The organism is Bradyrhizobium sp. MI1.4 (assembly GCF_055811315.1).
Genome location: NZ_JBVVPP010000001.1, coordinates 121,363 through 133,850 on the forward strand (window position 1 = coordinate 121,363; position 12,488 = coordinate 133,850).

11 protein-coding genes and 2 pseudogenes are annotated in these 12,488 nt (G+C 64.5%); 4 read left to right on the forward strand and 9 right to left on the reverse strand.

The genetic code is table 11. From position 1 onward, the window contains the following. Positions 1 to 4: 4 nt before the first annotated feature. From hfq to AC0L23_RS00585, 3 genes are all read right to left on the reverse strand, one after another. Complete coding sequence (gene hfq, locus AC0L23_RS00575; RefSeq protein ID WP_007591126.1) at positions 5 to 253, reverse strand: RNA chaperone Hfq; 249 nt, start codon at positions 251 to 253, stop codon at positions 5 to 7. A 237-nt stretch (positions 254 to 490) separates the two neighbouring features. Then, positions 491 to 1,861: a nitrogen assimilation response regulator NtrX gene (ntrX, locus tag AC0L23_RS00580; protein WP_007591127.1), complete on the reverse strand. Its 1,371-nt coding sequence runs from the start codon at positions 1,859 to 1,861 to the stop codon at positions 491 to 493. Positions 1,862 to 1,876: 15 nt separating this feature from the next. Continuing rightward, entirely contained in the window at positions 1,877 to 4,270 is a 2,394-nt protein-coding gene (locus AC0L23_RS00585; RefSeq protein WP_018457828.1) for a sensor histidine kinase, read from the reverse strand. Between the two features lie 174 nt (positions 4,271 to 4,444). On the opposite strand from AC0L23_RS00585, the gene AC0L23_RS00590 reads away from it, so the two are divergent. Further along, positions 4,445 to 4,591 carry a hypothetical protein gene (locus tag AC0L23_RS00590; protein ID WP_162847234.1) on the forward strand — a complete coding sequence of 49 codons (147 nt, stop codon included), beginning with the start codon at positions 4,445 to 4,447 and terminating at the stop codon, positions 4,589 to 4,591. A gap of 166 nt (positions 4,592 to 4,757) precedes the next feature. Here AC0L23_RS00590 and ntrC read toward each other — a convergent pair whose 3' ends face one another. From ntrC to dusB, 3 genes are read right to left on the reverse strand one after another with little or no spacing between them, the layout of a single operon-like run. After that, positions 4,758 to 6,200: a nitrogen regulation protein NR(I) gene (gene ntrC, locus AC0L23_RS00595; RefSeq protein WP_007610301.1), complete on the reverse strand. Its 1,443-nt coding sequence runs from the start codon at positions 6,198 to 6,200 to the stop codon at positions 4,758 to 4,760. A gap of 9 nt (positions 6,201 to 6,209) precedes the next feature. Then, positions 6,210 to 7,385 (reverse strand): two-component system sensor histidine kinase NtrB, encoded by a 1,176-nt coding sequence (locus tag AC0L23_RS00600; RefSeq protein WP_026233448.1) that lies wholly within the window; start codon positions 7,383 to 7,385, stop codon positions 6,210 to 6,212. Next, positions 7,382 to 8,383 (reverse strand): tRNA dihydrouridine synthase DusB, encoded by a 1,002-nt coding sequence (gene dusB / locus AC0L23_RS00605; RefSeq protein WP_018457824.1) that lies wholly within the window; start codon positions 8,381 to 8,383, stop codon positions 7,382 to 7,384. Before dusB ends, AC0L23_RS00600 begins: the two co-directional genes overlap by 4 nt. Positions 8,384 to 8,664: 281 nt before the next feature. Between dusB and AC0L23_RS00610 the strand changes: the two genes are divergently transcribed. Both AC0L23_RS00610 and AC0L23_RS00615 read left to right on the forward strand, forming a co-directional pair. Then, positions 8,665 to 9,846, forward strand: coding sequence for a bifunctional 2-C-methyl-D-erythritol 4-phosphate cytidylyltransferase/2-C-methyl-D-erythritol 2,4-cyclodiphosphate synthase (locus AC0L23_RS00610; protein WP_018457823.1), 1,182 nt, complete (start codon positions 8,665 to 8,667; stop codon positions 9,844 to 9,846). Positions 9,847 to 9,849: 3 nt separating this feature from the next. After that, entirely contained in the window at positions 9,850 to 10,449 is a 600-nt protein-coding gene (locus tag AC0L23_RS00615; RefSeq protein ID WP_018457822.1) for a CinA family protein, read from the forward strand. A 151-nt stretch (positions 10,450 to 10,600) separates the two neighbouring features. On the opposite strand, the pseudogene AC0L23_RS00620 reads toward AC0L23_RS00615, so the two are convergent. Continuing rightward, positions 10,601 to 10,694: pseudogene (locus AC0L23_RS00620) on the reverse strand (mechanosensitive ion channel family protein); the annotation flags it as partial. Here AC0L23_RS00620 and AC0L23_RS00625 point away from each other — a divergent pair. Next, positions 10,676 to 10,789, forward strand: a pseudogene (locus AC0L23_RS00625) (c-type cytochrome); the annotation flags it as partial. The pseudogenes AC0L23_RS00620 and AC0L23_RS00625 overlap by 19 nt on opposite strands. A gap of 141 nt (positions 10,790 to 10,930) precedes the next feature. Here AC0L23_RS00625 and AC0L23_RS00630 read toward each other — a convergent pair. Next, positions 10,931 to 11,401, reverse strand: a complete 471-nt coding sequence (locus tag AC0L23_RS00630) for a type II toxin-antitoxin system RatA family toxin (protein WP_018457820.1) — start codon at positions 11,399 to 11,401, stop codon at positions 10,931 to 10,933. 6 nt (positions 11,402 to 11,407) lie between these two features. Then, positions 11,408 to 12,364, reverse strand: coding sequence for a lipoyl synthase (gene lipA / locus AC0L23_RS00635; RefSeq protein WP_007591147.1), 957 nt, complete (start codon positions 12,362 to 12,364; stop codon positions 11,408 to 11,410). Between the last annotated feature and the right edge of the window lie 124 nt (positions 12,365 to 12,488).

Consider the following 12,488-nt stretch of genomic DNA (forward strand, 5'->3'; position numbering starts at 1 on the left):
ACTCTCAAGCCGGCTGATCCTCGCCGCCTTCGAACAGCTGGATCGGAGCGCCCGGCATGATGGTCGAGATCGCATGCTTGTAGACGAGCTGCGAGTGACCGTCGCGCCGAAGCAGCAAACAGAAATTGTCGAACCAGGTCACGATGCCCTGGAGCTTCACTCCGTTGACCAGAAAGATCGTCAGTGGCGTTTTGGTTTTGCGAACGTGATTAAGGAAGGTGTCCTGCAGGTTTTGTGCGCGGTCTGCCGCCATTGTTTTTTTCTCGCTTTGAGTTTCTTTTTATTGCGCCGGTTGCGGCCCTCTTTTGAAACTCGGGGTCCTCGTCCGGTTGCCGTCCCTCATGAGATCCCCCTCGGGGGGACAGCGGTTCAATTAGAGGACAGGTAGGCTTATTAGGCAAGCCGCTTCACGCGGCAGCCCATGCCGTATTGCCCCGAAAAACTACGGAAATCGATGATTTTCCTCGCCTATTCCAACGACGTCGCAGCGTTAGCCGACGCCGAGCGCCTTCAACTTCCGGTGCAGCGCCGAGCGTTCCATGCCAACAAACTCGGCCGTGCGAGAAATATTTCCTGAAAAACGGCTGATCTGTGCAATCAAATAGTCGCGCTCGAACACTTCGCGCGCTTCGCGCAGCGGCAGGCCCATGATGTGCTCGCCATTGTTGCTGGTCGGCATCGCGGGCACCATGGAGCCGACATCCTGCGGCAGCATGTCGGCAGTGATGATGACTTCCGGCCCGCCAGCGGCGAGAATCATGACTCTCTCAACGTTGTTGCGGAGCTGGCGCACATTGCCCGGCCAGACATGCGACTGCAGTACCGCCATCGCGTCCTGGCCGATCTGCCGCTTGGGCAGGCCGCTGCCCGCGGAGATCTGCTCCATGAAATAGTCGATCAATTCCGGAATGTCTTCACGCCGCTCCGACAATGCGGGCACGCGGATCGGCACCACCGAGAGCCGGTGATAGAGGTCCTCGCGGAAATGACCGGCCGCGATTTCCTCTTCGAGGTTGCGCGCGGTGGAGGAGATGATGCGGACGTCGACCTGCACCTTGCCGTTGCCGCCGACGCGCTGGAACGACTGCTCGACCAGCACGCGCAAGATCTTGTTCTGGGTCTCGCGCGGCATGTCCGCGATCTCGTCGATGAACAGCGTGCCGCCATGAGCCTCTTCGAGTGCGCCGGGCTTGCGCGCGTGCTCGCCGTTGGACTGCTCGATGCCGAACAGCTCGTGCTCCATCCGCTCGGGCGTGATCGCAGCGGCGTTGATGACGACGAAGGGGCCGTCGGCGCGGCCCGAGGCCGTGTGCAACGTGCGGGCGGTCAGTTCCTTGCCGGCGCCCGCGGGGCCGACGATCAGGATGCGGCTGTTGGCCTTGGCCGCACGCTCGATGGTCTGGCGCAGCTGGTTCATGCTGGGCGAGCGGCCGACCAGCGAGCTTGCGCTCGGCGCGAGTTGCTTCAGCTCCTTGACCTCGCGCTTGAGCCGCGAGTTCTCCAGTGCACGGTTCGCGACCAGGATCAGCCGGTCGGTCTTGAACGGCTTCTCGATGAAGTCGTAGGCGCCACGCTTGATCGCGGCGACCGCGGTCTCGATGTTGCCGTGGCCGGAGATCATCACGACCGGCAGATCGGGGTTGTCCTTCTTGACCTGCTCCAAGAGCTGCAAGCCGTCGAGCTTGGAGCCCTGCAGCCAGATGTCGAGGAACACCAGATGCGGCCTGCGGTTGGCGATCTCGGCGAGCGCCGTATCGCTGTCGCGCGCGGTCCGGGTCACGAAGCCCTCGTCTTCGAGGATGCCCGCAACGAGATCCCGAATATCGGCCTCATCATCGACAATCAGAATTTCACTTGCCATGGATCGCCTGTTTTCTCAGCTGCCTGTTGAGGCTTTGATCTTCGTTGAATCATTGGTCTTTTCAGCCGGCTCTTTGGTTTCGACGGCCGCCTCTTTTGTTTCCGGATCCTTGAGGGATTGCGTAGCCGTTTCGCCGCTTTCCGGCTTGGTCGTTGCCGCGGCTGCCGGTTCGGCCCCCTCGCTTTTCGCGGGAGCGCCGGCGATCGCAAAACGCATCCGCATCCAGGCGCCGCGCTGGCCCTCGCGGAAGTCCGAGGCATCCTTCAGCTCGATGCGCCCGCCATGGTCTTCCAGCACGCGACCGACGATCGCGAGCCCAAGGCCGGTGCCTTTGGCGCGTGTCGTCACATAGGGCTCGAGCAGGCGGGAGCGCGCCACCTTGGGCAGGCCGATGCCGTTGTCGACGACGTCGATCAGCACGTCCTCGCCCTCGCGCGAGACCACGACGTCGATCCGGCCTTTGCCGAGCTCCTCCAGGGGGACCTGCTCGATCGCCTCGGTGGCGTTCTTGACGATGTTGGTGACGGCCTGCGAGATCAGCCGCCGGTCGAACTGGGCGCGCAGCGGGTCTTCCTTGAACTCGGCCTCGATATCGATCTCGGGGTGGGCGACCTTCATCAGGAACACCGCCTGCCGCACTGTGTCGGCGACGTCCTCACCCTCCATGACCGGCTTAGGCATCCGCGCAAAGCGCGAGAACTCGTCGACCATGCGGCGGATGTCGTCGACCTGACGCACGATGGTGTCGGTGCACTGTTCGAAGATCTGCTTGTCCTTGCCCTCGGTGATGTCCTTGCCGAATTTGCGGCGAATGCGTTCGGCGGAGAGCTGGATCGGGGTCAGCGGATTCTTGATCTCATGCGCGATGCGGCGCGCGACGTCGCCCCAGGCCGAGGTGCGTTGCGCCGAGACCAGTTCGGTGATGTCGTCGAGCGTGATGATGTAGCTGTCGTGCGGCTGGCTGGTCTTCTCGGCGCTGACGCGGACCGACAGATTGCGTTCCTGCCCGTCGCGCGTGATCGTGATCTGCCCCTGCACCAGGCGCTGGGTCCCTTCCCGCGCCGTCTTCATCATCTCTTCGAGCTCGGGCAGCACGTCGGAGAGCGGATGGCCGAGCGTCTCGGCTTCGGAGTGACCGATCAGCTTTTCGGCGGAACGGTTGAGAATGCCGACGCTGCCTGAGGTATCCACGCCGATGATGCCGGCGCTGGCGGACGACAGCACCGCCTCGATGAAGCGGCGGCGGCTGTCGATGAGCTCGCTGGCGTTGACGAGCTCGTCGCGCTGGCTACGCAACTCCTCCGTCATCTTGTTGAAGGTCTCACCCAGCTGGGCGAGGTCGCCTTCCGACTGGTGCACCGGCACTTTCACATGGAGATCGCCCGTCGAGACCGTCTGGGCCGCGTTCATCAGCCGCCGGATCGGCGAGACCAGCGAGTTGGCGAAGTTGAGGCCGATCAGCACCGAGGCCATCAGGATGGTCAGCGCGATCACAGCGAACATCAGCGCGAACGCGACCTGGATGCCGAGCCGGCGCGACTCGATCTGGGCGTATTCGGCGACGCTGACCTCGGTCTGCTTGAGCTGGTTGACGACATTCGGATCGAGCGGCCGTGCGACGTAGAGGAATGTGTCACTGAAGGCGCGCAAGCGGACCACCGCGGCGACGAAGCTCGCATCGGGCAGCACCGCGATCTCGGGTTCGGATTCGTTGACGTTGCTGAGGAAGTCCGGTGCCGGCGGCGAATAGGCCAGCCGCATGCCGGTGTCGGCGGATTCGAGAATGTTGGTGTTCTTGTCGATGATCATCGCGCCCGGCAAATTGCGCGAGGCGGCGCTGGACGTCAGCAATTCGCGAAACGAGCGGCGATCCTGGTCGTAGAGCGGCCGCGCGTGGGCGATGTCGTTGGCCATGCCGAGAATGTCGCCCCGGATCAGCTGCGCATGGTCCTGCATGTAAGCCCGCGCGATCGTCAGTGAATTCTGGATCACCTCCTTGGTCGGGCCGGAGAACAGGCGGTCGAGGCCGCGCTCGATGGTGACGTTGGCGACGACGGCGACCAGCACCGCCGGCAGCACCGCCACGATCGAGAACAGGCTGACGATCTGGACATGGAGGCGCGCCGCCGCCCTGCCCCGCCGTCGCGCCAGGATCAGCTGCCAGAGCTCGCGGATGATGATGCCGACCAGCAGCAGGATGGTGGCTGCGTTGCTCAGATAGAACGAACGGACAACTTGCGGCGTCAGTTCGATGCTGGTGAGGCCGGTCAGGACCAGGAAGGTGAGCAAGGCCGACAGCAGCGCCAGCGCCACGGCGAACGGCGCCAGCCAGCGTCGCGCCGACCAACGCCGGGGCTCTTCTGCTGGGGCCGTGTCAAAGGATGCGGCCGAGGTGTCTGCGCTGGTCATTCCGGCAATGGGTGCTGAAAACGGGGGGCCGCGGCGGGCGGCTACTGATGTATTCGTACCACATTGTTGCCGAATTGCGACAATTCCGCGGCGTCACCGCCGCGACCGACCCGCGCATCCACAGCGACATGCCGGAGGGCCGGAACGGATTCCAGCCCCGGCGGCTTGACCAGCATGCACAGGTTCTTTCTCGCAGTGATGGTATCGGCCGTGCTGCTGCTGATCGTGGCGGCGGACCTGCTGGTCAATGGTCTCGGGGTGCAGGAGCCCAATGCGAACGTCGCCAGCGCAATACAGGTCTCAGGCCGGTTTGTCAGATAGGTGTGAGGCCGCGTCCCGCGGCTGAAATCACCCTTTGAATGTTCCTGCGGAACATTTCAGTCCGATCGGGACTTCTGCTCACCGCGTCAGCCACGACGGCCAGCGCGATCGGACAGGCTCAGCTCCGCTTGGTAGGGGGAGCTGAGCCACCGGCCGTTGCGTGGGGCTAGCCGCCGCTCCGATACACCTGGATATCGAGATCCCGGATCTTCTTCCGCAGCGTGTTGCGGTTGAGGCCGAGTAGATCGGCGGCGCGGATCTGGTTGCCGCGGGTGGCCGCGAGCGCGGCCGTGAGCAGTGGCACCTCGATCTCCTTCAAGATGCGGTGATAGAGGCCCGGCGGCGGCACGCCGTTCGGGAAGCCCTGGAAGTGCGAGGAGAGATACGCCTCCACGGCGCCACCGAGATTGTCGACGCCATGCTGGACGGCGGCACCCGGGCTGACCGTGGGTGGCGCCAGCTCGCCGTCGATGACGGAGCCCGTGATCACATCCTGGGGATACAGCGCCGCGAGGCGACGGGCGAGGTTCTCGAGCTCGCGCACGTTGCCCGGCCAGCGGTGCTGCTTCATGCGCTCCAGCGCCAGCGTATCGAGCTTTTTCGGCGGCAGGCCGTCCTTCTCCGCCAGCGCGAAGAAATGACGGATGAGATCGGGCAGATCCTCGATGCGCTCGCGCAACGGCGGCAGCCGTAGCGGCACGACGTTGAGGCGGAAGAACAGATCTTCGCGGAACAGGCCTTGCTGGATCAGGACGCGCAGATCCTTGTTGGAGGCCGCCACGATGCGAACGTCGGTCTTGATCGGGGTGCGACCGCCGACCGTGGTGTATTCGCCCTGCTGAAGCACGCGCAGCAGACGGGTTTGCGCCTCCATCGGCATGTCGCCGATCTCGTCCAGGAACAGCGTGCCGCCCTCGGCCTGCTCGAACCGGCCGGAGGCGCGGGTGTTGGCGCCGGTGAAGGCGCCGCGCTCATGGCCGAACAGTTCCGACTCGATCAGGTCGCGCGGGATCGCCGCCATATTGACCGCGACGAACGGGCCATTGCGGCGCTTGCCGTAATCGTGCAACGCGCGCGCCACCAGCTCCTTGCCGGTACCGGACTCGCCCGTGATCATCACGGTGAGGTCGGTCTGCATCAGGCGCGCCAGCACGCGATAGATTTCCTGCATCGCCGGCGAGCGGCCGACCAGCGGGATCGCCTCCATCTCGGCGTCCTCGTTCGGCGTCGAGACCCGCTCCTTCGGCTCGGCCAGCGCGCGGCCGACGATGGCGATCAGCTCCTTCAGATCGAAGGGCTTCGGCAGATATTCATAGGCGCCGCGCTCGGAGGCCCGGATCGCCGTCATGAAGGTGTTTTGCGCGCTCATGACGATAACAGGCAAATTCGGCCGCATCTTCTTGATCCGCGGCAACAGGTCGAACGCGTTCTCGTCGGGCATCACCACGTCGGTGATGACGAGATCGCCCTCCCCCTGGCTGACCCAGCGCCACAGCGTTGCGGCATTGCCGGTCAGCCGCACTTCGTAGCCGGCGCGCGATAGTGCCTGATTGAGAACCGTGCGGATGGCGGTGTCGTCATCAGCAACGAGAATGCTACCTGCGGGCATCGTTAATCCTCATTTCGCCCCCTGTGACGCAGACGACGACTTCCCGGCAGAGCCGTCGTGACTGCTTTGATCGGCATGTTTCACCGATGTGGAATACATCGGCATCAGCACGCGGAAGGTTGTCTTGCGCGGCTGAGATTCGCATTCGATGATGCCCCCGTGATCCCCGATGATCTTTGCGACCAGCGCGAGGCCCAGACCCGAGCCGGTCTGTTTGGTTGTGACGAAGGGATCGAACAGGTTTGGCAGAAGATCGTCCGGCACGCCTGGTCCGTTGTCCTTCACGCAGAATTCGAGCGGCAGGGATACACGGGATTTTTGACCGGGGACTGACAGGCGGACGCCGGGGCGAAACGCGGTGGTGAGCTGGATTTCACCGTCGGGAACGTCGATCAGCGCTTCGGCGGCGTTCTTCACCAGGTTGAGGAACACCTGGATGAGCTGGTCCTGGTTCGCCAGCACCGGGGGCAGCGAGGGATCGTAATCCTCGACGAAGCGGATGTTGCGGGCAAAGCCGGACTGCGCCAGCCGTTTGACGTGATCGAGCACCGAATGGATGTTGACGGGGCCGCGCACCACGGGGCGCTCGTCGCCGAACACCTCCATGCGGTCGACCAGCGTCACGATGCGGTCGGCCTCGTCGCAGATCAGCCGCGTCAGCATGCGGTCTTCCGAGGAGGCCTGCTGCTCCAGGAGCTGCGCCGCGCCGCGGATGCCCGAGAGCGGGTTCTTGATCTCGTGCGCCAGCATCGCGGCGAGCGCGATCACCGAGCGCGCGGCGCTGCGATGGGTGAGCTGGCGGTCCATCTTGTCGGCGATGGAGCGCTCCTGGAGCATCACCACGATATGGCCGGGCCGTTCCGTGACGGGGGCAACGTGCAGATCGACCTGGCGGTCCCCGCCCATGCGCGGCGTGCCCAGATCGACCTTGTACTCGTTGACAGGTGCATTCGACGAACGCACCTGGTCGATCAGCGCCAGCAAGGGGCTGCCAAACGGCACCAGCTCTTTCAGCGACTGCCGCTTCAAGAACTGCGTCGAGATATCGAAGAAGGCTTCGGTTGCGATGTTGGCGGCGACGATTTTGCCGTCCGGCCCGATCATCAGCACGGGATTGGGAAGTGCGTCCAGGATGGCATCGCTGTCGGACGGAAACGGCCGACGATGTTCAGCAACTGAGCTCATGCAGCGGCGCTCCATGCGAAGTCGTCGAAGGCATCTTGCAGTGACCGGTGAACGAGGTGCGGATCCTCCGAGGTGAGGATTTTCTGGCGCCAGGATTTCAGCTTCTCGGCCGGCGCACGGCTCACATCGGCCGCGACGTCGAGCGCCCAGCCCAGATGTTTTCGCGCGTGCCGCAGCCCGATGCGCAGGCCGTAGAGCGCGCAGACGCCTTCATAAAGCGTGCGCACATAATGCAGCTGCGTCTCGAGCGGCGGCGTGGCTTCCACCGCCCCACCCTTGAGGCGGCGGCCGATCTGGCCGGGCAGCCAGGGCTGGCCCTGCGCGCCGCGGCCGATCATCACGGCATCGGCGCCGGAGGCCTTTAACGCCGCGAGGGCCTTCTCGTAAGTGGTGATGTCGCCATTGACGACGAGCGGAATGGAGATGGCCTCGCGTACGGCGCGGATCGCATCCCAATCGGCCTCGCCCTTGTAGAACTGGCAGCGGGTGCGGCCGTGCACGGTGACGAGCTTGATGCCTGATGCCTGTGCGCGCCGCGCCAGTTCCGGTGCGTTGCGGGTGCGGTCGTCCCAGCCGAGCCGCATCTTCAACGTCACTGGCACCTTCACCGCCGCGATCGTCGCTTCGATCAGGCTGACGGCGTGGTCGAGGTCGCGCATCAAGGCGGAACCGGACTGGCCGCCGGTGACGTGACGAGCCGGACAGCCCATGTTGATGTCGATGATATCGGCGCCTTCGGCTTCAGCGATCCGGGCGCCCTCCGCCATCCAATGCGTCTCGCACCCGGCGAGCTGGACCACGTGGGGACCGATCCCCGTGGCTTCGCAGCGCAACCGGGACATATGATGGCCATTGGCGAGTTCGTCGCTGGCCGTCATTTCGGACACCACCAGACCGGCCCCCAACTCCGCGGCAAGCCGGCGGACGGGCGAGTCAGTCACCCCCGACATCGGTGCCAGGAAGACCGGGGTGGCGACATCAATATCGCCTATCTTCAATGGCTTAGAGCCTGATACTACCGAGCCGGTCACAGGGGTCTCGTTGCGTTGGCAGCGCCTCATCGCGCCTGCCATGACCTATCTTGCGCACAATTCTTGTGCAGTCAAGCGTCATGCCTACAGTTTAGACAGTTCTGCAAATCTTTCAAGTGCAGTGCAGCAAAATGCTGTTTCCCACAATCCGGGGAAACCCCCTTTTATTGCGGGCCTGCCGTGCTAGAGGCATGCGGCGATCACCCCACCCCCGACTCTCTTCATCACCAAATGAGTATTTGAGTCCTATGGCGAAATCACAGCGCACCGCAGTCGTCCTCGTCGCTGCCGGACGCGGCCTGCGCGCAGGCGCCGGTGGCCCCAAGCAATATCGCGAGATCGGCGGCGTGCCGGTGATCTATCGCGCCATGGAGGCCTTCAGCCGTCATGCGGACGTGTTCGCAGTTCAGCCAGTCGTGAACCCGGACGACAGCGCCATGTTCACGGCGGCGGTCGCAGGGCTCGGCCACGAGGCGCCGGTCAATGGCGGCGCGACCCGGCAGGCCTCGGTGCTCGCCGGTCTCGAAGCGCTCGCCAGGCACAAGCCCGACATCGTCCTGATCCACGACGCCGCGCGACCCTTCGTTTCGGAAGGCGTGATCACCCGCGCGATCGATGCGGCCAGCCGCACCGGCGCGGCGATCCCCGTCGTTCCCGTCACCGACACCATCAAGATCACCGGCGAGAATGACAATGTCGAGGACACGCCGGACCGGGCGCGGTTGCGAATTGCGCAGACGCCGCAATCCTTTCGTTTCGACGTCATCCTCGAAGCGCATCGTCGCGCGGCCAAGGACAGGCGCAGCGATTTCACCGACGATGCCGCGATTGCCGAATGGGCGGGATTGACGGTTGCAACCTTTGAAGGCGATGTTGCCAATATGAAGCTCACCACTCCCGAGGATTTCGTGCGCGAGGAAGCGCGGCTGGCAAGCCTGCTCGGCGACATCAGGACCGGCACGGGCTACGACGTCCACGCCTTCGGCGAGGGCGACCATCTCATGATATGCGGCGTGCGCGTGCCGCACACCAAAGGCTTCCTGGCCCATTCCGACGGCGATGTCGGCCTGCATGCGCTGGTCGACGCCATCCTGGGCGCGCTCGCTGACGGCGACATCGGATCGCACTTTCCGCCCAGCGACGCGAAGTGGAAAGGCGCCTCCTCCGACCAGTTTTTGCAATACGCCATCGAGCGCGTCACCCAGCGCGGCGGCCGCATCGCCAATCTCGAGGTGACCATGATCTGCGAGCGGCCGAAGATCGGCCCTTTGCGCGAGACCATGCGCGCGCGCATCGCCGAGATTTCCGGCGTCGACATCTCCCGCGTCGCGGTCAAGGCGACCACCAGCGAGCGGCTCGGCTTCACCGGCCGCGAGGAAGGCATCGCGGCCACCGCGAGCGCCACCATCCGTCTGCCCTGGAGTGTCTAGGCCATGGCCGGCAGCGACGCACGCGCCCTCTCCCGCTCGCTGCTCGATTTGTGCCGGATGCGCAAGCTGACGATCGCGACCGCGGAATCCTGCACCGGCGGCCTGGTTGCCGGTGCGCTGACCGACATCCCCGGCTCTTCCGACGTCATCGATCGCGGCTTCGTCACCTATTCCAACGACGCCAAGCGCGCGATGCTCGGCGTCGAGGTAAGCACGCTCACCAATTTCGGCGCCGTCAGCAGGGAGACGGCAACAGCCATGGCGGTCGGCGCGCTGGAGCGTGCCGGCGTCGATCTTGCAGTCGCTATCACCGGCATTGCCGGCCCCGGCGGCGCCACGCCCGGCAAGCCGGTTGGCCTCGTGCATTTCGCCGCCGCCGCGCGCGACGGACGCATCGTCCATCGCGAGCATCGCTTTGGCGCCATCGGCCGCACCGCCGTGCGTCAGCGCTCCGTGGTCGAGGCGCTGCGCATGCTGATGGATCTCGCCCGCGGCCCGCAAGTTACGGCCAAGCCGAAACGTGCCGCCGCAGTAACCCGCCTGCGCCCGCGCGTGACACGATCACCGCGCCGGCACGCGGTGAAGCGCAGGCCGCCGCGCTGACCGCGGGGGTGAGATCCCTCACGCAGCCGCGAGTTAAGCACTCACGTGATCGAGCACGCACTGCTTGATCGCGCTGTGATACGATGGCTGCGCCCCACACCAGCCCGTAGAGACTTGACCTTTCCCGCCATGCAGGTGACCTCGACGTCATTGCCGATGTGGAAGGGTCGAAACAGCAGCAGCATGACGCCGGCGGCGATGTTGGAGAGTGGGCCCTGTAATGCCAGACCAACGGCGAGAGATGCGCAACATTGCCCGTGCGATGACGCCGCTGGAGATCGAGCAGGCCGCTGCGTATTATGCCTCGCAGCCGCCGGATGTCGTGAAGGCGGTGGATTGAAATTTTGGCACGCCTGCCTTCCCCATCGTCATTGCGAGCGCAGCGAAGCAATCCAGAGTCTCTCCGCAGAGGGATTCTGGATTGCTTCGTCGCAAGGGCTCTTCGCAATGAAGGAGGAGAGAGCGTGCCCGTCCGCAACCACTACGACGACACCAGCTTCCGCCGTCCGTAGATCGCATCCGCCCGCTTCTCGAAGGCGATGGAAAATCGCGCGAACGCGGCGTCGAACATCGAGCCCATCAGGAGCGCCAGCATGCGGCTCTTGAACTCGTAGGCAAGGAAGAAGCCGACATCGCAAACGCTCTCGCCTTTGGGCTCGAACGTCCAACGGTTTTCCAGATTGCTGAAGGGACCTTGCAGATATTCGACCAGGATCTTCAAATTGGCGCGGTCGAGCGTCACGCGGCTGGTGAAGGATTCCCTGACCAGCTTGAACGACACCGTCATGTCCGCGACCAGCACCTCGGTGCCGTCGGGTTTCGCCATGCGCTGACGGACCTTCAGCGCACTGCACAGCGGCACGAATTCCGGGTAGCGCTCGACATCAGCGACCAGATCAAACATCTCGGACGCGCTGTGATCGACACGACGCTTGCTCGAAAAATTGGGCATGGCGATTCAGCGGGCGCTTGCTGCCCGCGCGGCCTTCAGTTTCGCAAAATCCTCGCCGGCATGATGCGACGAACGGGTGAGCGGGCTCGCAGACACCATCAGGAAACCCTTGGTGTAGGCGACCTTCTCGTAGGACGAAAACTCGTCCGGCGGCACGTAGCGCATCACGGCGTGATGCTTGCGGGTCGGCTGGAGATATTGCCCGATGGTCAGGAAATCGACGTCAGCGGAACGCAGATCGTCCATCACCTGCTGCACCTCGTGGCGCTCCTCGCCGAGGCCGACCATGATGCCGGACTTGGTGAAGATGGTGGGATCGAGCTCCTTGACCCGCTGCAACAGCCGGATCGAATGGAAATAGCGCGCGCCCGGCCGCACCGTGAGATAGCACGACGGCACGGTCTCGAGATTGTGGTTGAACACGTCGGGCTTCGCCGCGACGACGACCTCCAGCGCCCCCTCCTTGCGCAGGAAGTCGGGCGTCAGGATCTCGATCGTGGTCGAGGGGCACGCGGCGCGGATCGCGCGGATGGTCTGGGCGAAATGCTCGGCGCCGCCGTCAGTGAGATCGTCGCGGTCCACGGAGGTGATGACGACATGGGCAAGGCCGAGCTTGGCCACAGCCTCGCCGACGTTCTGCGGCTCGGCCGCGTCAAGTGCATTCGGCATGCCCGTCTTGACGTTGCAGAAGGCACAGGCGCGGGTGCAGGTGTCGCCCATGATCATGAAGGTCGCGTGCTTCTTGTCCCAGCACTCGCCGATATTCGGGCAGCCCGCCTCCTCGCACACCGTATGCAGGCCGTTGGCGCGCACGATGTTGCGCGTGTCGGCATAGCCGCGGGTGTTGGGCGCGCGTACGCGGATCCAGTCCGGCTTCGGCGGCGAAGCGGAATCGGGCCGGTTCACCTTTTCGGGGTGACGTGGGCGCAGCGGGTTCGAGATGGTATCGACGATAACGACCATGGGGTGTCCGGTCTGACCAAGTCCTACCTAGTCGGTCTGGCCGGGCATCGCAACCCGGCTCGCACCGCTTCAGGGAACATGGCAGATATGGGCAATATCCTGCTCTGTTCTCTGGCGATTCTCA